We start from the raw sequence: 20,647 nt of genomic DNA, 5'->3' as shown, positions 1-20,647 counted from the left end.
TAATCAACAATTAAAAATTTGCTTGGAAGTTCAAATTAACTGGTTCATCCAAAGTAATTTGAGTAACTTCATAAGTAAGGGTTTCAATATATTCAACTAATGGCCGACTAAGCAGCTTATAATCTGTCTTTTCCAGATCGCTGCCATCACCAAAATAATCTTTAATTTTAACGATCTGACTAATCATTCCACTTACAGAAAAATCTCCTGGCGCAGGTGCTACGTCAAAAACAACGGTTACATCAAAATAATTGCCGTCAGTACCAGCATCAGTTGTGCCATCATCATTTTGTTTTTCGACCTTTTTCAAGCCAAAATTTACCTGATCTTTAGTTTCCGGCTCTTCATTAATATCATAATGAAAATTTTTGACAATAACAGGAGTTTCTTTTTCAAATTCCATTTTAATTTCCTCCTAAATTTCTTTCATACCGTTCAGGGCGATTGTAGTTATCTTTTAATTTATCATTTTCATAATGATGGCTAGTTTCTAAATCGGGAAAACCTTGCTGGCGCAAAGCTTCTAGTAAAACAATTGCCACTGAATTAGCTAGATTATAACAACGAATATTATCCGACATTGGTATTCTTAAATTGCGCTCGTAATATTCTCGCATAAATGTCTCTGGTAAACCAGTTGTTTCTTTACCAAATACAAAGTAGTAATTTTTCGTAGAATCTGTGTAATCTACTTCCGCATAATTTTTGGAAGAAAACTTAGAAATAAGATACATTTCATCTTGTGAACCGAGTTGTCGCAAGAATGCGTTAAGATCTTCATGGACGTGAACATCAACTTTATCCCAATAATCTAAACCCGCTCGTTTCATTTTTTTATTATCAATTTGAAAACCTAAAGGCTCAATTAAATCAAGAACTGTATTAGTTCCAGCACAAGTCCGAGCAATGTTACCAGTATTAGCCGGCATCAGTGGTTCATATAACACTACGTGATTTGTCAATCTTTTTCTCCTTCACTGAATTTTTTAACAAATAAGAATTATTTTTTTGACTTTTTTTCTACTGATCCCTTGCTTAAATTATTCGGGTTTTCAGCCGCAACTGGTAAGTTTTCCCCATCTTCATCTTCTTTGAAAACTTGAGAAACTTTACGGTAATAGTTATAAACACGCAAAATGATGATTTTTAAAATAGCATAAATTGGAATACCAAAAATGACGCCCCAAAGTCCCCAAACAGAACTTGAGCCTATCAATAACAAAATAGTGGTTACCGGGTGCATCTCCATCTTGTTTCCCATTACCAAAGGACTAATAACTCTTGATTCAATGGTCTGTTCGATTGCGAAAACAACCAAAACTTTAATTACCATTGGCACAGAAAGCATAATAGCAATCACGATTACAGGTATAAAGGAAATAAAAGTACCAAAATATGGAATAAGGTTAAGAATACCGCTTAAAACGGCAAGGGCAATGCCATACGGAAGGCCAATGATACTGTAACCAATGGCAAACATGATTCCGACCCAAAAGGCAACAGTAAGTTGACCCCTAATATAAGATGCCAGTGCAGTATTAATATCGTAAAGAAGCTCACCAAAACTTTTTTGCCAACGTTTCGGTGCAAATTGGGTTAAATATGGGCGCAAGTTATGAGCATCTTTTAACATAAAGAAAAGAATAAAAGGTGCAGTAAGCAGAGTCATAACGATGATAGTCACAACACTTATTGCTGAAGAAATATTGCTTAAAGTAGCATTGATAGCTTCATGCCCTGATTTAAAGAGCATATCTTGTGCACGATTGATAGCATCATTAATATTGCCCTTTACACTGTGTAGTTGGGGATTACTCAGCCAATTTTGTACGGCATTTGTAGCATCCTTCCAGATGTGAGGCCAGTGCGCAATTAAGGAGTTAATTTGACTTTGAACAATCGGCAATAAAGTATTAACTATCCAAACGAGCAAAACTGCTACCAAAACAAATAACCCAAGAATAGTAACAATCCTTGGTACTTTAAACTTCCTCTCTAAAATATCTACCAGTGGATTCATAATATAAAACTGAATCAAAGCCAGCATCAATGGGGGAAGAATCGCACTTACAAAGACCTTAGCGGGATTTAAAACAAATGATATTTTGTTGAACAACCAAATCACAAGGAAGAACAACAAAATGTTTAGTAGTGCAATACTAAACCGATTATTCAAAAACCATTTTTGAAAGATGGTTCTTTTTTTATGTTTCTTCTCGTAGTCCATCAAATCATCCTAATCAAATATGCTCATATATTATGTCATCACCGATATTAAATTCGGGCATTGTCTGTTTATCTTCTAAAGTGAAATATACACCGTTAGCCAGTGGATTTTTTGACTTTTTCTGATTAAAAAATAAGGTAACATGACCTAAAGCTCTCATATCGCTGGCAACCATGGAGCCAACAAAGTCAGCAACATAGGTCTGGCCATCGATTGTAACTGTATCGCCCTTTTTCATAATAAAACCAGTAAGCGGAGTTTGGGGATCAAATTTTTGAATAACCGAAACATCGACTAATTCTGGAGTGACATTTTCACCAAATAAAATTACCATATTGCCCTTAGGTTCAATAGCTTGTTTACCAATTTTTGTAATAGTTGCTGTCCATTTCATAATTTGTTCTCCTTAAGCTTTAATTTTAGCATAACAAAAACCGCTTAACTAATATATAGGCGGTTTTTTTGTTACTTCTTTATTTTTTATGGTAAAGCAGCCATTTTTTAATTTCATCAATAATAACTAACGGTATTGGCAAACAGAATAGAAATAACCAGTCAACTGGCAATAATCTTGTAGTATTGAATAACTGCTGCAAGCCAGGAGTAACAGTTAAAGCTAAAAACAGCAGTATTTCAAAAATAATGCCATACCAGATGTTCCGGTTGCTAAATATGCCTTTCTTAAATAGTGAAACTTTATTTGTTCTGCAATTTAAGACATTTGCAATCTGCGTAAAAATAATTGCTCCCAAAACCATTGTCGTTGCGCGCATATAAACTGGACCATCAGCAGCTAATGGCACACGCGGCCAGCCATTTTGGAGATTCACAAAGAAATATGCACCAATCGAGATAGCACTGGAAATCAAACCATACCACAAAAATGCTTTAATAATGACGCTTCTGTTAAGCAGGTGCTCATTACGCTTCCTCGGTGCTTGTTTCATAACATCCGGATCAACAGCTTCCCCACCAAGTCCTAATGCTGGCAACATATCCGTTCCCAAATCGACTGTCAGGATTTGCATTACAGTCATCGGCAAAGGAATCAAGCCTCCAGAAAACAAGAATAAAATTGATGGAAAGGCCTCTGGCACATTAGAAGTCAAAATATAGGTTAAAAATTTACGGATATTGCTGTAAACGGCACGGCCTTCTTCAATTGCGGCCACAATAGACGCAAAATTATCATCAGTTAAAATAATATTAGCAGCATCTTTAGCTACATCTGTACCAGTCAAACCCATAGCTATACCAATATCTGCCTGCTTCAAAGCAGGAGCATCGTTAACTCCGTCACCGGTAGAAGCTACAATTTCACCATTTTCCTGTAAAGTCTTGACAACTTTATATTTTTGCTCTGGAGCCACCCGAGCAAAAATTACTTCTCCCTTTAAAGCTTCTCGTAAATCTGCATTACTCATCTTTTCCAGTTCATCACCAGAAATAACTCGTGCCTTGTCAGAAGTTAATCCAATTTGGACGGCAACGGACTTAGCTGTCAGCTTTGAATCCCCAGTAACCATGATAATTTTAATTTTTGCCTGGTGACAACGTCTAACAGCGTTATATATTTCTGGCCGAGGTGGATCACTCATTGTGGTCAAGCCTACAAATACTAAATGCTGCTCAGCTGTTTCAATAGTTAGCTTGGTAACATCAGTATTTTCTTTTTCTACAATGCGATAAGCCATAGCCATACTGCGAAGACCCTTAGCAGCATAGTCGGCGTTGTGTTTTTCAGCGCGTTTCTTATCATCATCAGTCAGAGCGCGAACTTTACCATCGACCTGAATTTGGTCACACTGCTTAATCACATCACTGAATGAACCTTTAGTAAAAATGATATATTGGTGATCATTCCAGCGGTGAATCGTTGACATACGCTTTCTATTAGAGTCAAAAGGCAGTTCTCTTAATCGAGGATATTTGACCAAAACTTTTTGCCGATCAAAGCCTGCTTTTTCAGCCATAATAATTAAACAGGCTTCAGTTGGGGTGCCCAAAATTTTGGGCTTACCTCCTTTGACCTTGCTGGGTTGAACAGCAGTATCGTTGTCCAAAGATGCTATTTGAACCAACTTATGCAAGTCAGGATTTTCTTCATACCACAACTGCTTATTGTTTAATTCAATCTGACCATTATTGACGTAGCCATTGCCAGTAACTTTATATTCATTTTGAGGAGTCCAAATGTAATGGATAGTCATTTGATTCTGAGTTAGAGTACCCGTTTTGTCTGAACAAATAACTGTAGTTTCTCCTAATGTTTCAACAGAATTTAATTCCTTAACCAGTGCATGTTTTTTGGCCATACGCTTAACACCCTGAGCTAAGCTAAGAGTTACAGTAGGCAATAATCCTTCTGGGATAAAGGCTACAATCATTCCTAAAGCAAAAATAAATGCTTTAGCAAACGGATATTTAACAAAGAAAATTGCTGCAATCAAGAATAAAACGCCTATCGAAACAGCAATTATTGATAATTGCTTCGTCAGACGGTTTAATTCTTGGGTTAGTGGACTATCGACTTTATTTTGCTTTTGGGTTAACTGCGCTATTTTACCAAATTCAGTATTCATTCCCGTCGCAAATGCTATTGCACGAGCTGTGCCTGAGCCCACGGTTGTTCCGGAATAAACCAGATTGGCTTCCGCGTAGCTGCCTTCGCCCGGTGCATAATCCGTTGTTTTTGATTCAGGTACAGATTCACCATTTAGGGCACTCTGATCAACCTGCATCGAACTGGCAGTAATTAGCCTGGCGTCTGCTGGAATAGCATTACCTGCTTGAAGAATAAAAACATCTCCAGGAACCAGTTCTTTAGCATCAATCTGTGTTTTTTTACCGTCACGAATCGCCTGAACGTAGGTTGGCAACATATTATTCAAAGCATCTGTGGCTCTTTTAGCAGCTCTTTCTTGCCAAAAACTAAACAATCCGTTAATAATATTAACCATCCAAATGGCAATTCCCAATTCAATGGTACCGCTGAACATCGCTACAGCTCCAGAAATCCACAACAAGATTGCCATCATACTAATAAAGTTCTTAAAAAAAGTCTTCCATTCAGACTCTTCTTGAGACTTTTTTATTTCATTACGACCATATTTAGCCAATCTTGCGGTTGCTTCTGCAGAAGTTAAGCCTGCAGAAGATGAGTGAAGATTAGTATAAACTTCAGAAATATCATTCTTAGCATAAAGCTCTCGAATTTTATTTTCTTCCATTCCCAACATACCTCTTATTTCAAAACTTTCAATTTTAAACTAATAAATAAAGCCGACACCATACTTTAACACTTTTTAAAATGTTAAAGTCACTCAATATTTTTACAATTGCGTGTCATGCTATACTAATTATTGAGACAATTATAAATGAAATTGGAGGCTTTTCAAGCATGAAATTATTAATCGGCGGATACACTAAAAAAAAGTCAACGGGAATTTATGAATTACCACTCACACTTGCTGAAAACGGACTAGAAATGCAGATGGGACCAGCTAAAGAAGTAATAAAAGTTGGAGGTCCAACATACTTTGTCCAAGATGGTAAGCTTATTTTTACTATTAATAACGCTGGCTCTAAGGGTGGCATCAGTTCATTTGAACTAGTTAATGGTAAGTATCAGGAAAAAGATTCTTACTTAACTCCCGGTTCGTCACCTGCTTATATTGGCATTAACCAGAAAAAGAAATTGCTCTATACTGCCAATTACCATACAGCAGTATTAGCCGTATTCTCATTTGATGATGAGGGCAAGTTAACTTTTTTGGATTCAGTGACTCACACTGCAGATAGCCTAGGACCTTGTCCTGAACAAGCTGATGGCCCCCACCCGCATTTTTTTGATCAAACACCACAAGGAAATCTTGTAAGTTGTGATTTAGGTAATGACTGTGTTGATTTTTACAGTTTTAAAAATAATAAGCTGCATCATTTAGCTAAATATCAAAACGAACCCGGTTTCGGCAGTCGCCACATTGTTTTCAGCCCTGACGGTAATTATTTTTATGTTGTCGGTGAGCTTTCAAGCAAAATTAATTTAGTCAAGTTTGATGAGACAAATTGGCAATTTAAGAGTATTGCCACTTATTCAACCATCCCTGATGATTATTCCGATCACAATGGCGCAGCGGCCATAAAAATTAGCCATAATGGTAAATTTATTTACACTTCTAATCGTGGCCATGATACTATCACTGTTTTTGCAGTTAATGATGATCATACCCTGCAATTACGTCAGAGAATTTCAACTTTTGGTGAATTTCCGCGAGATTTTAACTGGGACAGAGATGAAAAATATGTGGTGGCAACCAACCAAAATTCAGATAATGCTACTTTATATACCAGGGACGCGGAAAATGGCTGTTTGACTCCTGTGCAAAAAAATATTTTTGTTCCCGAAGGTACTCGCGTACTTTTTAGTGAATAATTTTTGGATAACGAAAAGGAGTTGTCTTGAATAAAGGCAACTCTTTTATTGTACTTATTTTAAAAAATTATTTAGGAGTACCCTGCCACAATTTTTGCATATCAGGTGGATCAGGCACCTCAATACTGACTTGCTTTTCTTTCCTGAACGGATCAGGAAATTCCAAGTGAAAGCAATTTAGTGCTTGCCTGTTAAAATTATCATCTTCCCCATATAATGGATCCCCATATAATGGATGACCGATATACTGCATGTGCAAGCGAATTTGATGGGTTCTTCCAGTATAAAGACGCAGTTCTACTAAGCTGACATTGGGCTTTTGTGCAATCACTCTATATGCAGTTTTTGCCTTCTTACCTGTAGGATCAATACTACGCATGATAGAAGTTCCCTTACGTCCAATGGGCTGATCAATGATACCCGTTAGTTCATCTAAGTCAAAGTTACCATGAACAATTGCGTGATATTTTTTAACAAATTTGTCCTTATGAATTTGACTAAAACGTGCATGAGCAATAGCATTTTTGCCTACCAAAACTAAACCAGAGGTGTCGCGATCAAGTCGCGTTACAATGTGTGGTTTGGTATTCATACTCTTTTTGCGCTCAAAGTAACCTAAAATTTGGTTGACTAATGCATTGTCATCATAACGAGATGGAATCGATAAAATTCCTGCAGGTTTATTGACAACCAGGTAATTTTCAGTTTCTTTAATAACCTCAAGAGGTTCTTGTGAAGGCACAAGCCATGGATTACATTTTTCCTGACCTGGGATGAAAATCACTTCATCACCGGTATGTAAAATGAAGTTTGTATAACGCCTTTTATGATTAACAAGAATCATTCCACCTGAATTTTTAGCGTTATTGACAGCTCTTTTTGAAAAACCATTCTTTAATAAAAAAATCCCCAATTTTTTGGGGGCCTTTTTATCTACAGTAACTTTAAATAGTGTCATCGTTATCTCCGATAAAGGCACTTTGCACTCTTGACCAAAAATGGGTATGTCCAAACCTATCAAAATGGATTTCCTTAGTAGAAATACGGTAATTGACCTTTTTGGCATTGCGAACGTTAATGCGCCGACCGTCAATAGTCATTACAAAGTGATCAGCTTTTGGAACTATGGTAATCCACTGCTCGGGAGCGAGTACAATTGGTGAAGATAAGGATCTAAAAATACGATTGTTGATAGAAGCTATTTCCGCCATCTGTAATGCTTTGAGTCTGGGATGGATCACTGCACCACCAAGCGATTTATTATATCCGGTTGAGCCAGTTGGGGTTGAGATACATAAACCATCTCCCCTAAAATTCTCAAATAATTGATCATCAATGTAAACTTTAGCTTCAAGAGTGTGTGATACGCGCTTTACTGCTGACTCATTTAAAGCCAAAAAATGTTTCTTTTCATTGGCCTCAGTTAAAAGTTCTACTTCTAAGAGTGGATAGCTGGCAGATTCAGGTTCCCTTAAAAACAAGGCATCTACCATTTTATCAACTTCAGGACCGCGCCAATCAGTATAAAAGCCCAAGTGTCCAGTGTGGATGCCAATAAAGCGAATTGAACTAATTTGATTTTCATATCGGTGAAAGGCATTGATCAAAGTTCCATCCCCACCGACAGTAATAACTACATCTGGATATTTGGCATCAAAGACCACGCCCTCTTTAGTTTCTAACAATTTTCGCAAGTGCGCTACTACCCTTAAAGTTTCTTGATTGGTATTATGGGCAATTGTAATTCTCATTATTTTTCCTTACCCTTATTTTTAGTAAAAACCTTCTGCGCTTCTTGTACTTCATCTTTTATCAAAGACATTTCTTCATCAAGTTTATATGCCGTTTCTGCAGTAGATTTTAGTCTTTCAGAAATATCCTTGGGATAAGAACCCTGATATTTATAATTAAGGGTATGCTCAACAGTAGCCCAAAAATTCATTGCTAGAGTCCTAATCTGAATCTCGGCTAATAATTTTTTGGACCCGGTTGGCAGGTAAACCGTATAAGAAATAACCATATGATAAGAGCGATAACCTGAAGGTTTGGCATTTTTAACATAATCACGTTCTTCAATGACTTCCATATCATCACGTGCATGTATTAAGTCTACCACCTTGTAAATATCATCGACAAATTGACAGACTATTCTAATTCCTGCTATGTCTTGCATATCAGTCTCAATCACATCCGGACTGATAACACGCCTTTGCATTTTTTCCTTAATTGAATCAACAGTTTTAACTCTGCCGACCACGAATTCAATCGGTGAATGTTCCCCTTGGGTCAAAAAACTTTGTCTCAAAGAACGAAACTTCACCTTTAATTCTCGCACGGCCTCTTCGTATGGCCATAAAAAATTATCCCAATCATAATTCATAGAAATAACCCTTTCTCAAACAGCATATTCATTTTAACATAAATTATATGATAGCAATTTCATGTGGTCATTTACGTTAATAAAAAGGCACTTTTCTATACAGAAACCAAGAAAGTTATTATAGAGTCTTATTTCTTGCACATTAAACCTTTTAATAATATGATAAATTTATTAATTTCAATTAGGCTATACTATCATAGCTTTAACGCTTTTTTTCACTAATTTAGGGAATTTTAAAAAATAAATGCAGTCGCTTTTCACTTTTAGAAGGTAAATTTTAAAATAAATATAGACTTTGGCACAAAATGTTAAAGGGAATTCTTTGATAGCCACAATATTGAATGGAGTATTATAAAATGTCACAAAACAATGAAATTGAAGCTAAAATCATTTTACCTAAGGCTATATATATAAGACTTTGTCAAGATTTTCCACTCAAACACAGCTTTAACCAGGAAAATTATTATTTTGACACCAGTGACGGTTTACTAAAAAAGTCTAATATAAGCTGCCGCATTAGGCTTTTTGCTGACCACGCAGAGCAAACTCTTAAGGTTCCAAATGAGAATCCCATACAAAAAGATTTTCATGAAGCGATAGAAATTAATGATTTATTAAAATTAAATGAAGCAAAAGCATTTATCAAGCAGGGGATCGCTGGATCGCCTATAATTTTTAAGTATAGTGCAGGAAAATATTTGAATCAGAAATTTTCTCGCAAATTAAACCTTCATTTGCAAACTTATTGCAAAACTCATCGCATATTAGCGAATGGACCTAAAAATTGTGAGTTAACTTTTGACGATAACACTTATCCAGACAACTACGAAGATTTTGAACTTGAGATTGAAAATCGCAATCCAGATTTGATAGCAGAAACTCTGGCAAAATTAAAAAAAGAATATCAGTTTACACAAAATTATGCTAACACTAACCAAGCGAAAATTGCACGCGCTTACATACATCGTGTTAGAATATAATTGAAGGAAAGTTTTAAAAGGATAGATATTTAATATTTTTATACTTGATAATCAGTATTGGAGGAGCCTGATCATGTTCGAGATTTTTCTTTTTGTTAATCCCGTTGGTATATATTGCTATAATACAGAAGTTTTAATCAAAGACGCAATTGATGAACTTAATATCAACTCTTCATTTCATTTTGTTCCAATTATAAATGCAAAAGTGATCAAAGAGGACATTATTAGAAGAAAAAATAGTGGACAGAAAATAAAAGATATACCGCAATACACAATTGTCTCTTTTCAGGTCTTACGACATTACAATGCAATTAAGATAGAATATGGTAACAAAAAAGCACGTGCTTATTTAGTTGCTTTGCAACGTGTTATTAGCACCGATTTTAATAAATATTCAGAAAGTTTGCCTAGGCAAATTGCAGAAAGCTTAGACTTGGATTTTAATCGGATCAATGATCGCAAAATTGCCCACTATGTTGATGAATCTATTCAACAAGACAAGGACCTTGCTCGTAAATTCAATATTCGTAATTTCCCTACTACTGTTATCTTTAATGAAAGTGGCAATTACAATGGGGTAATGCTAGAAGGCATTCTTGCACATGACAAACTAATAAAGCTTCTTAAGGATAATGGTTGTATCGCCAGTGACTCAAAGGGCTATTATCCGGCGAGACACTTACGACTGATTTAAATATTTACTTACATTATCTGGTGAATTTATTCTTCGAAAACTGTTAAAAACCCAGGGCGGCAAATCATCTATGGTTTGCCTTTTTTTATATAGCAAATTTGCAATTTGCATACCCTTCAAGCTTTTATGTACAAGCTGCATTTGTAGATATCGCCTTTGTTGTTTAGGATTAACATGATATTTGTGTAATGAAGGCTGAAAATGCCACAACTTTTTTAAACCTTTTGCACTGATATCGAATTTTTCCTCTTGGAAATGAACCTTATTCGTCAGTGGCTCAAGCAAAACGTTATATTTTAACCGCATAATTTTTTTAAAAGGATCAATCTCTAAATAATATTCTCGCCAAAAATTGTTTCTGCGAAAGAAAATGAGCTGCGATTTTTTTATGTTTTGTCTTAAAAAATGTCTCTTACCAACTATCCATATATCTTTGACATCTATTTGCCTATATAAAAAATGGCGGTGGCGAAATTCTGACTTATTAAGAGGAGCACACTGAATTTCGAAGGCTAAGTTTGAAGCTGCTAATATATCAGCTCGCAATTGTCCATTAGCAAGATTAACTTCTGTTTGCGCATTAAAATGTACTGCTCTCAGTGCTTGTGTCAGTATTCTTTTACTCTGTGCATGTTCTTCATTTTCACCAGATAAGTTCACTTTAGAAGGTATATGTTTAAAATAGGACTGCTCATCTTTATATACTAATTGCACTTCTCGTTCACAATGAGGGCAAAAATAGTGTTTCTTTACTTTGTTGTTACTTTTAGTCAATTTAGCTTCCTCAACAGCTAAAACCAAGGTATCATTTAACAATGCTGCGTACATATCTATCACCTAAAAATAAGTACGCAAAAAGGCAGGATTTAACCTGCCCTTTTTATTCAGCTATTTTTGTTATTTTATTTAATACCGCTAAAATAATGCCGCAGTTGATCTAATGCATCATTAGTTAGCAAACATTTACCATTAGTTCGCACGCGAGCCATTTCACTTGTCTTTACTTTAATACCATATTCATTTGCAATTGCCCATGCATCAGCGGGCTTTATTTCTGAATAGTCTTGACTAGTAAAAATCAGTTCTAAATAAAATTTTCCTCGTTCAAAATAAAGACTGGAGCATAAATCACTTGCTTCAAGACTGTCTGCTAATTCAGTTACCTGATCAAGGTCAGTAAAACTATATGCCTGCTTTTTCTGCAATTTCCAAAACTGTTTTTTAACCTTAGGCTGAGAAGAATCTGCCGGCTCACTTGAATCTTCGTCTTTATCTTCAGGTTCAAGGTCAAGAAAAGATTTACGAACATCATTATTCTTTTTATTGTTGTCAGTAAAATCATTATCAAATAACTGGGCAAGATTATTACGATCTTTCTCTGTCACTTTAGTGATTAATAAATCAAGCCCACCGTTATTAGGCATTACTTGAAAAGTTACCGGTGCATCTTGACTAAATGAATGATCAGTATCAATTTCATCCAAAATCGAATAAAAGAAATGTTGGATTTTATTTTTATCACCTAGTAAATCTAAAACTTTGAGACCACGATTGGCTAATTCTTGTTTACCTATTCTCACACGAATCGTATTATTGTTTATATGATCTACTTGCATGAGTTCTCACCTCCACCGGATTCTTTGTTCTATTGTATCGTACTTTGCTCATAAAATAAAAGCGTTAGTTTAAAAACTAACGCTTTTATTTTAAACTTACCTGAATTTTATAAATCAGCTATCTTCTGCATTTCTTCAAGCTCAAGACGACGCACTTTTCTTGGTAAAAAGCGCCGAATTTCATCTTCATTATACCCAACTTGCAAACGCCGATCATCCATAATAATTGGACGTCTTAATAAACTAGGATTTTTTTCAACTAAGTCAAGCAGTTGGTCTATTGACAGATCATCAAGATTGACTTTAAGTTGTTGAAAGGCTCTTGAACGCGTAGAAATAATTTCTTCCGTACCGTTTTCAGTCATTCGCAAAATTTGCATAAGCTCGTCTTTTGTTAAGGGCTCTGAAAAAATGTTCCTTTCCTTAAAGGGAATGTCATGTTTCTTTAACCAAGCCTTGGCTTTGCGACATGATGTACAGCTCGGAGATATATATAAATTGACCATATATTTCACGCTCCTTTAAATTGTTTTCTAAATTATTATAACATACTACTTCTTTTTTGTAAGTAGTATTTTTCATAACTGACTACATTGTTATGTTAAGTTCAAAAAATGAATATTCTGTGAATTTTTTACCAAGAAAGACTAAAGAAATTAAAAAAGGATACACAAATTAAAAAAATGGTACCCTTTTTAAAAAATATTTAATTGTTTACTTTTTTCATTAAATCACTAACCAATTTTTCGTTTTCTTCAGCAGTTTCTGAAACATAACAAGCTTTATTAGCTAATTCCTTGATGTCATTAGTGTCAAGCTTCTTCATCAAACTTCTGATTCGTAAAATTGAGGTAGCACTCATTGAATACTCGTCTAAGCCCATTGATAAGAGAATTGGGAACATGGTACTGTCTCCAGCAGCTTCACCACACATGCCGCACCAAATACCATTTTCATGAGCTGCATCAATTGTATGCTTTATTAAGCGCAAAACTGATGGGTTCGCTGGTTGATACAGGTAAGAAACGTTGTCATTACCACGATCAGCAGCCATTGTATATTGGATTAAATCATTAGTACCAATTGAGAAGAAGTCAACTTCTTTTGCTAATTGGTCAGCTAAAACGGCAGCAGCTGGAACTTCAATCATCATTCCTACTTCTAGGTCTGAACCGATCTTAACGCCTTTTGCCTCTAGCTTGTCTTTTTCTTCACCTAAAATCGCTTTAGCCTTGCGTAATTCGTTTAAGGTACCAATCATTGGGAACATGATACCCAACTTGCCATAAGAAGACGCACGTAATAAAGCACGAAGCTGAGTACGGAAAATATTCTCATTTTGTAGTGAAAGTCTAATTGCACGTACACCCAAAAATGGGTTCATTTCTTCTGGTAAGTCCCAGTAATCAAGATGCTTATCGCCACCAATGTCCATGGTTCTGATAATAACCTGCTTGCCATGCATGCCTTCGATAACTTCCTTATAAGCCTCAAATTGTTCATCCTCTGTTGGGAAATCTTTTGAGTCCATATACAAGAATTCAGTTCTATAAAGACCTACAGCCTCAGCGCCATTGTCATTTACCCCTGGCATATCATTTGGTGTACCAATATTTGCTGCAATTGTGAATTTCTTACCATCTGCAGTTACTGATGGTTCATTCTTTAATTTTTCCCATTCAGCTTTCTGCTTCAAGAAGTCAGCACTCTTTTGCTTATATCCCTCAATTTCGCTATCAGTTGGCTTAACGACAACATCACCATTCAGGCCATCAACAGCAACTGTATCACCATTTTGGACATCTTTGGTAATTGAATCTGTACCGACAACCGCAGGTAATTCCAAAGAACGTGCCATAATTGCTGAGTGCGCAGTTCTACCACCAATATCAGTTACAAAGCCTTTAACAAACTTCTTGTTTAATTGAGCAGTGTCACTGGGTGTCAAATCATGAGCTACCACAATTACTTCGTGATCAATTGATGCCGGGTTAGGCAATTCTTTGCCCAGCAAATGAGCCATAATTCTCTTAGAAACATCTCGTACATCAGCTGCACGTTGCTGCATGTATTCGTTATCAGTCATGCCTTCAAAAATTGTAATGAACTTTTGAGCAGTTTCATCAAGTGCAGCTTCACTGTTAACTTTTTGCTCTTTGATTTCATTTTCGATGGCACCAGTAAATTCAGGATCATTTAAGATCATCAGGTGAGCTTCAAAAACTTGAGCTTCATCTTCACCTAAACTCTTTTTTGCGCTATCACGGATTTTTTCAACTTCAGCAGTTGCTACTGAAATTGCCTTCTTGTAGCGTGCTAACTCACTTTCAACATCGCTAACCGTAGTTTTTGAAAATGAAAGATCAGGTTCAACCAAGAGATAGGCTGGTGCTACAGCAATACCATCACTTGCAGCAATTCCTTTTAAAGTCTTGGTCATTATTCAGCTAAACCCTCTTTTTTCATTGTTTCAGAAATAGCGTTGATTGCGTCTTTTTCATCATCACCATCAGCACTGATTGTGACATCAGCATTTTTACCAACTCCGAGTGACATGACACCCATGATTGATTTCAAGTTAACTGATTTACCATTGTATTCCAAGTTGATATCTGAACCAAACTTAGAAGCTGCTTGTACTAGCAATGTAGCTGGACGAGCATGAATACCTGTTTCTGCAACAACATGAAAATCGCGTTTTTCCATTATATATATCTCCTTTTAATTCAAAAAATCAAAACGGTAGTAAATACCTATTCGCTTACTTAGACTATCATTTTTTTGTGAATTAGACAACATAAATGTAACAGTTTACATCATTAAACTCCAGTCTTGGACTGCGAATAAATTATTTTACCACCCCGCAAGGCCTTTCCCGTTATGTTTTGCCTCTTACCAAAAGACCTTAATGCAGATTGAAATTCAAAAGCGTTTTGAGGATCAACTTCATAATGATCTAGTTCACCATCTGCCAACTGCTCAAGAATTTTTTGATAATCCAACTTTACCACCGCTTTTTATTTATATTATTTAAGCAACATTTTTGATTTTGCTTACATGTATTTTAGCATATTTAGCATACTTACAAATAATAAGATCCAAGTTTTAGCACTTGATTATTCCGAGTGCTAATTATATAATTTAGTAAACTGATATGAAAGGCGGTAATACAATGCTTTGTCAAAACTGTCAAAAACGACCAGCTTCCATTCACTTATTTGCAAAGGTTAATGGACAAAGTCGCGAAATTAATTTATGCGGACAATGTTATCAACAACTTAAACAACAAGGAAATATTAATATGAATAATGACAATAATGGCTTTTTTGGTGATTTTAGCGACCTGTTTAATTACAATGGCAACGCTGGAAATCCAGGAGATCCAAGAATGAATAATGGCGGACCTGGCAATGCCAATGGCAATAATGGTGCCGATGGTGGTCGTTCACTTTTAGATCAATATGGAACAGATCTAACTGCGCTGGCAAGAAAGGGCAAGATTGATCCAGTCATTGGTCGCGATAAGGAAATCGCACGTGTGATTGAAATTTTAAACCGCAGAACAAAAAACAACCCAGTTTTAATTGGTGAAGCCGGTGTCGGTAAAACTGCCGTGGTCGAAGGCTTAGCTCAACAAATTGTCGATGGCTCAGTTCCCGCCAAGCTGCAAGACAAAAGAATAATCTCATTGAATGTAGTTTCTTTAGTACAAGGTACAGGCATTCGCGGTCAATTTGAACAGCGTATGCAGCAACTTCTTAAAGAAGTAGAAAATCACGACGATATCATTCTCTTTATTGATGAGATTCACGAAATAGTTGGCGCAGGCAATGCTGAAGGCGGAATGGATGCAGGCAATATTATCAAACCTGCTCTTGCCCGCGGTGATTTACAACTAGTTGGTGCGACAACCTTAAAGGAATATCGTGAAATTGAAAAAGATTCTGCTTTAGCAAGACGTTTCCAACCCGTTGACGTTAAAGAGCCTTCGGTTCAAGAAACTATCCGGATCTTAAAGGGTATTCAAAAGCGCTATGAAGATTACCATCACGTTCACTACACTGATGATGCCATTAAAGCTGCTGCTGAACTATCTGAGCGGTATATCCAGGACAGATTTTTACCTGATAAAGCAATCGATTTGCTTGATGAAGCAGGTTCACGCATGAATCTGACAATACCATATGTTGATAAAGATAAAATGAAAGAACGGATTGATGCAGCCCAAAAACTAAAGCAAGAATCTTTAAAGAACGAAGATTACGAAAAAGCTGCTTACTACCGCGATCAAATTGAAAAATATAATAAGATGAAAGATCAAAAGGTTGATCCGGATAAATCGCCAGTGATCACCAGTAAAATTATGAATAAAATCGTGGAAGAAAAAACTGGCATTCCTGTGGGCGATTTGCAAAAGCAGGAAGAAAACCAGCTGCAAAATCTGGCACCAAACCTGAAAGCTCACGTCATTGGCCAAGACAAGGCTGTTGATAAACTGGCTCGGGCAATTAGGCGTAACAGAATTGGCTTTAACAAATCTGGTCGTCCTATAGGCTCTTTCTTATTTGTTGGACCAACTGGAGTCGGTAAAACTGAATTGGCTAAGCAGTTGGCCAAGCAAATGTTTGGTTCAGAAAATGCTCTAATTCGTTTCGACATGTCAGAATATATGGAATCATATTCAGTTTCCAAATTGATTGGTTCGGCACCTGGCTATGTCGGCTATGAAGAAGCTGGTCAATTAACTGAACGTGTACGTCGTCATCCGTATAGTTTGATCTTGCTAGACGAAATTGAAAAAGCTGATCCAGCAGTTATGAATCTTTTCCTGCAGATATTAGATGATGGTCGCCTTACCGATTCTCAAGGCAGAACGGTATCATTCAAAGATACAATTATTATCATGACTTCTAATGCCGGTCAGGGTATTAAAAACGCCAGTGTAGGTTTCGCTGCTGAAAATGCTAAAGATAAACCTGATAGTGCTAGAAATTCAATGAGTCAGTTCTTTAAGCCAGAATTCTTAAACCGTTTAGACGACGTGATCGAATTCAACGAATTAACTAAGGATGACTTAGTGAAAATTGTCAACTTAATGCTCACTGATGTTAACAACATGGTTAAGAACCAAGGCTTACAAATCACCGTTAGTGAAGATGCTAAGAAGAAACTGGTTGAAGAAGGTTACAATCCTGCTATGGGTGCAAGACCATTACGTAGAACTATTCAGGAGGAAATTGAAGACAAGGTTGCTGACTACAAACTTGATCATTCAACTGCCAAGAATTTAATTGCCAATGTTTCTGATAATCAGATTATCATTAGTGAAGATAATAATGAAAACAGTGCCACTGAGTCAGTTGATCAAACTACAAATAACTAGTTAAAGTAACTCTTCATTAAGCATGATTATTACAGATAATAATAATCATGCTTTTTACTAAAGAAAAAAGTTTTGATAAGTTGTATACTAAAATAAAAAGAACTACTAGAAGAAACGGGTGAAATCCATGCATTTAATAGATGTAACCAATAGCTATAGGGACCTAGTTCACAGTCAATTAAATTCGACCAATGTAAATTATGTTAAGGTTTACTCTTTGGGTAATACCTCTGTTATCTACACCGAAAGTGATAAGGCGATCGGAATTGTTTTGGAAAATCACAATCGACGAGTGCGCAAAGAGGAAACAGATTTTGTGATTGAACGCTTAATCAAAGAAAAAGACCCTTCATACATGTTGACCTTTGATAAAAGTCAACATGTCATTGAAATCCATATTGACAAATAAAAAAACTGGCTTAAATGCCAGTTTTTTTATTACAACTTTTCAGTTAATTTAACATCAGGATATTTGTCCTTAAAAAAGCGCTCCGCAAATTGATTTTCAAACAAAAATAGTGGTTGACCATAACGATCTTTAACCAGCAGGTTTCGGCTATTGGCCATACCTGGATCAAGTTGTTCAGGATCAATCCAACGCGCTACTCTATGACCAATATTGGTCATCTCAACGTCTGAATTATACTCATTTTTCATTCTGAATTTAAAGACTTCAAATTGCAGTTGACCAACTGCACCTAAGATATACTCATCAGTTTGATAATTTTGGTATAACTGGATAGCACCTTCTTGAACCAGCTGCACCATTCCCTTATGAAATGATTTTTGTTTCATCACATTTTTAGCAGTGACTCTGACGAATAATTCTGGTGTAAATTCTGGTAGCGGTGGATAAACCACTTTGTCTTTGCCGGCATAGATACTGTCACCTATCTGAAAATTACCAGTATCATAAAGTCCAACAATATCTCCTGCTACAGCATCCGAAACCTGCACTCTTTCGCTGGACATAAACTCTGTCGCATTATTTAACCTTATTGGTTTACCTGTACGAGCTAAAGTTACATCCAATCCCTTTTTAAACTCGCCACTGCCAATACGGACAAATGCAATGCGATCGCGGTGATGAGGATTCATATTAGCCTGAATTTTAAACACAAAACCAGAAAATTCTGAATCATCAGGAGCCAGTTCTTCAGTTTCATTAACTGTATGACTTGCAGGCGCAGGAGCCATTTTGACAAAGCTTTGCAGGAAAGTCTCAACACCAAAATTTGTCAAGGCAGAACCAAAGAATACTGGAGTCTGATCTCCTTTAGCAATCTTTTGTAAGTCAAACTGGTTACCTGCCTCTTTAATTAATTCAATTTCTCCCAGGGTATCTTGAAACTGAGGATTTTGACTAAAGGGTTCACTATCTGGCAATTTGCCATCTTTATCTAGTGGTAAAAAGCGGTCAGGTCCATCTTTATGATACAATTCAATTTGGTTATTAGCGATATCATACAGTCCTTGCAAGGTTTGGCCTGAACCAATTGGCCAATTCATAGCTACGCCTTCAATGCCCAGCAGATCTTCAAGTTCAGCAATCAAATCTAACGGAGGTCTGCCGTCACGATCCAACTTGTTCATGAAAGTAAAAATTGGAATTCCCCTTTGTTTGACGACCTTAAATAATTTTTTAGTTTGCGGTTCAATACCTTTAGCTGAATCGATTACCATGACCGCTGAGTCAACCGCCATTAAAGTACGATAAGTATCTTCGGAAAAGTCTTCGTGCCCTGGAGTATCGAGAATATTGATTCTCTTTCCCTGATATTCAAATTGCATGACGGAACTGGTAACTGAAATACCACGTTGCTTTTCAATTTCCATCCAATCACTTGTAGCGTAATGACCGCTTTTACGTGCTTTAACTGTCCCTGCACTGCGAATCACGCCACCAAAAAGAAGCATTTGCTCCGTAATCGTAGTCTTCCCCGCATCTGGGTGCGATATGATAGCAAATGTTCTTCTTTTATTTACCTTATCTAACAGTTCGTTACTCATTAAGTATTTTGTTCTTCTTTCTTCTTAGGTTTTGCTTCTGGTATAGTTAATAAAACGGTCATTAATCTCGAACGCATCATTCTTCTGGTAGTTAAAACCATGCCGTTATCTAATTTAACCGACAGTTTTTCACCTTTGGCAGGAATTATGCCTAATTTAGTGATCATGTAGCCGGCAATGGTATCGACGTCTTCCATTTCCAGATCCGTACCGAATTGTTCGTTAAAATCATCAAGAGGCATTTTACCATAAATGACATACTTATTAGGGGCAAGCTGGTGCACCAAAACCTCAGTTTGATCTACTTCATCATCAATATTTCCGACTATCTCTTCGATAATATCCTCAATAGTTGCTATTCCGACTACTCCACCATATTCATCAGTTAAAATAGCTAATTGCTGCTGTGTCTGCTGCATTTCAACTAGTAATTCTCTAAGTTCGGTTGTTTCTGGCGCAAAAAGTGGCGGATTCATGACATCATCATAGGTAATTTTGTCAAAGCCTTTTTCCCATGCTTTACGCAAAACAGTACGAATATGAATGATGCCAACTATTTTATCTTTATCATGTTGATAAACTGGTATTCTTGAATATGGTTCACGCAGTATTTCTTTTAGATGATCCTGTAAACTTTCTTGGCAATCAACCATAAAAGCATCAATTCTGGGAACCATCACTTCACGTACCATCCGTCCCTGAAAATCCAAAACTGCATTTAACATTGAAAATTCATTATCACTAATTTTCTTGTCATTATGTAAATCTTCAATTTCTGTAATTAAGTGCTCTCTTGTTTCTTCATCATTTGTAGGGGAAAATTTATTTTTGAAACGCTCAAATAAATTCCCCTTGTCGGGGTCGCTAGCCATTTTTGTGCTCTCTTTCTTAAAATAACGTATTAAATATTAACATTATATCA

Annotated in this window: 21 protein-coding genes; 5 read left to right on the top strand and 16 right to left on the bottom strand. The window is 36.3% G+C overall.

Going from position 1 to position 20,647, the window contains the following annotated elements; translation table 11 throughout:
• Positions 1-10: 10 nt before the first annotated feature.
• The 5 genes from ACZ2M0_RS01845 to ACZ2M0_RS01825 all read right to left on the bottom strand — a co-directional run bounded on the left by ACZ2M0_RS01845 (position 11) and on the right by ACZ2M0_RS01825 (position 5,457).
• Positions 11-403 (bottom strand): DUF1149 family protein, encoded by a 393-nt coding sequence (locus ACZ2M0_RS01845; protein ID WP_490058300.1) that lies wholly within the window; start codon positions 401-403, stop codon positions 11-13.
• Between the two features lies 1 nt (position 404).
• Entirely contained in the window at positions 405-962 is a 558-nt protein-coding gene (locus ACZ2M0_RS01840; RefSeq protein WP_490058299.1) for a tRNA (cytidine(34)-2'-O)-methyltransferase, read from the bottom strand.
• A 38-nt stretch (positions 963-1,000) separates the two neighbouring features.
• Positions 1,001-2,227, bottom strand: coding sequence for an AI-2E family transporter (locus tag ACZ2M0_RS01835; RefSeq protein ID WP_490058298.1), 1,227 nt, complete (start codon positions 2,225-2,227; stop codon positions 1,001-1,003).
• 13 nt (positions 2,228-2,240) lie between these two features.
• Positions 2,241-2,621 carry a PTS glucitol/sorbitol transporter subunit IIA gene (locus tag ACZ2M0_RS01830; protein WP_046331851.1) on the bottom strand — a complete coding sequence of 127 codons (381 nt, stop codon included), beginning with the start codon at positions 2,619-2,621 and terminating at the stop codon, positions 2,241-2,243.
• 79 nt (positions 2,622-2,700) lie between these two features.
• Positions 2,701-5,457 (bottom strand): cation-translocating P-type ATPase, encoded by a 2,757-nt coding sequence (locus ACZ2M0_RS01825; protein ID WP_490058297.1) that lies wholly within the window; start codon positions 5,455-5,457, stop codon positions 2,701-2,703.
• A 170-nt stretch (positions 5,458-5,627) separates the two neighbouring features.
• On the opposite strand from ACZ2M0_RS01825, the gene ACZ2M0_RS01820 reads away from it, so the two are divergent.
• Complete coding sequence (locus ACZ2M0_RS01820) at positions 5,628-6,662, top strand: lactonase family protein (RefSeq protein ID WP_490058296.1); 1,035 nt, start codon at positions 5,628-5,630, stop codon at positions 6,660-6,662.
• 67 nt (positions 6,663-6,729) lie between these two features.
• Here the strand turns inward: ACZ2M0_RS01820 and ACZ2M0_RS01815 are convergent, their stop codons facing one another.
• Genes ACZ2M0_RS01815 through yjbM form a run of 3 tightly spaced genes read right to left on the bottom strand, consistent with a single transcriptional unit; the run spans position 6,730 to position 9,042 of the window.
• The gene (locus tag ACZ2M0_RS01815) at positions 6,730-7,620 is read right to left on the bottom strand and encodes an RluA family pseudouridine synthase (RefSeq protein ID WP_490058295.1); all 891 of its coding nucleotides are present in this window, start codon (positions 7,618-7,620) and stop codon (positions 6,730-6,732) included.
• Positions 7,607-8,413 (bottom strand): NAD kinase, encoded by an 807-nt coding sequence (locus ACZ2M0_RS01810; RefSeq protein WP_490058294.1) that lies wholly within the window; start codon positions 8,411-8,413, stop codon positions 7,607-7,609. The genes ACZ2M0_RS01815 and ACZ2M0_RS01810 overlap by 14 nt, the downstream gene beginning before the upstream one ends.
• Positions 8,413-9,042, bottom strand: a complete 630-nt coding sequence (yjbM, locus tag ACZ2M0_RS01805; protein ID WP_490058293.1) for a GTP diphosphokinase — start codon at positions 9,040-9,042, stop codon at positions 8,413-8,415. The genes ACZ2M0_RS01810 and yjbM overlap by 1 nt, the downstream gene beginning before the upstream one ends.
• Before the next feature lie 356 nt (positions 9,043-9,398).
• Here yjbM and ACZ2M0_RS01800 point away from each other — a divergent pair, with 356 nt between their 5' ends.
• Together ACZ2M0_RS01800 and ACZ2M0_RS01795 are read left to right on the top strand one after the other, a co-directional pair.
• Entirely contained in the window at positions 9,399-10,022 is a 624-nt protein-coding gene (locus ACZ2M0_RS01800) for a CYTH domain-containing protein (protein ID WP_490058292.1), read from the top strand.
• Positions 10,023-10,095: 73 nt separating this feature from the next.
• Entirely contained in the window at positions 10,096-10,716 is a 621-nt protein-coding gene (locus ACZ2M0_RS01795) for a DsbA family protein (RefSeq protein ID WP_490058291.1), read from the top strand.
• Here the strand turns inward: ACZ2M0_RS01795 and ACZ2M0_RS01790 are convergent.
• From ACZ2M0_RS01790 to ACZ2M0_RS01765, 6 genes are all read right to left on the bottom strand, one after another.
• Positions 10,702-11,544 carry a competence protein CoiA family protein gene (locus tag ACZ2M0_RS01790; RefSeq protein ID WP_490058290.1) on the bottom strand — a complete coding sequence of 281 codons (843 nt, stop codon included), beginning with the start codon at positions 11,542-11,544 and terminating at the stop codon, positions 10,702-10,704. The two genes, ACZ2M0_RS01795 and ACZ2M0_RS01790, sit on opposite strands and share 15 nt — an antisense overlap.
• 74 nt (positions 11,545-11,618) lie before the next feature.
• Entirely contained in the window at positions 11,619-12,332 is a 714-nt protein-coding gene (locus ACZ2M0_RS01785) for an adaptor protein MecA (RefSeq protein WP_490058289.1), read from the bottom strand.
• Positions 12,333-12,439: 107 nt separating this feature from the next.
• Positions 12,440-12,838, bottom strand: a complete 399-nt coding sequence (gene spxA, locus ACZ2M0_RS01780; RefSeq protein ID WP_034977372.1) for a transcriptional regulator SpxA — start codon at positions 12,836-12,838, stop codon at positions 12,440-12,442.
• A 200-nt stretch (positions 12,839-13,038) separates the two neighbouring features.
• Complete coding sequence (gene ptsP / locus ACZ2M0_RS01775; protein WP_490058288.1) at positions 13,039-14,772, bottom strand: phosphoenolpyruvate--protein phosphotransferase; 1,734 nt, start codon at positions 14,770-14,772, stop codon at positions 13,039-13,041.
• The gene (locus ACZ2M0_RS01770) at positions 14,772-15,038 is read right to left on the bottom strand and encodes a phosphocarrier protein HPr (RefSeq protein ID WP_034977366.1); all 267 of its coding nucleotides are present in this window, start codon (positions 15,036-15,038) and stop codon (positions 14,772-14,774) included. Before ACZ2M0_RS01770 ends, ptsP begins: the two co-directional genes overlap by 1 nt.
• 113 nt (positions 15,039-15,151) lie before the next feature.
• A complete protein-coding gene (locus ACZ2M0_RS01765) occupies positions 15,152-15,334 on the bottom strand; it encodes a hypothetical protein (protein WP_034977361.1) in 183 nt (60 codons plus the stop codon).
• 170 nt (positions 15,335-15,504) lie between these two features.
• Between ACZ2M0_RS01765 and ACZ2M0_RS01760 the strand changes: the two genes are divergently transcribed.
• Entirely contained in the window at positions 15,505-17,715 is a 2,211-nt protein-coding gene (locus ACZ2M0_RS01760) for an ATP-dependent Clp protease ATP-binding subunit (protein ID WP_490058287.1), read from the top strand.
• 127 nt (positions 17,716-17,842) lie between these two features.
• On the top strand, positions 17,843-18,124 hold the full coding sequence (locus tag ACZ2M0_RS01755; RefSeq protein ID WP_198180867.1) for a DUF1827 family protein: 282 nt from the start codon (positions 17,843-17,845) through the stop codon (positions 18,122-18,124).
• A 29-nt stretch (positions 18,125-18,153) separates the two neighbouring features.
• Here ACZ2M0_RS01755 and ACZ2M0_RS01750 read toward each other — a convergent pair whose 3' ends face one another.
• Both ACZ2M0_RS01750 and ACZ2M0_RS01745 read right to left on the bottom strand, forming a co-directional pair.
• The gene (locus tag ACZ2M0_RS01750) at positions 18,154-19,725 is read right to left on the bottom strand and encodes a peptide chain release factor 3 (protein ID WP_490058286.1); all 1,572 of its coding nucleotides are present in this window, start codon (positions 19,723-19,725) and stop codon (positions 18,154-18,156) included.
• A complete protein-coding gene (locus ACZ2M0_RS01745) occupies positions 19,725-20,597 on the bottom strand; it encodes a hemolysin family protein (RefSeq protein WP_490058284.1) in 873 nt (290 codons plus the stop codon). The genes ACZ2M0_RS01750 and ACZ2M0_RS01745 overlap by 1 nt, the downstream gene beginning before the upstream one ends.
• Positions 20,598-20,647: the final 50 nt, after the last annotated feature.

This window comes from Lactobacillus sp. VURO6/B1 (VP7), assembly GCF_058139575.1.
The sequence above is the reverse complement of the archived record's forward strand: the minus strand, read 5'-3'. Positions and strand labels throughout refer to the sequence as shown.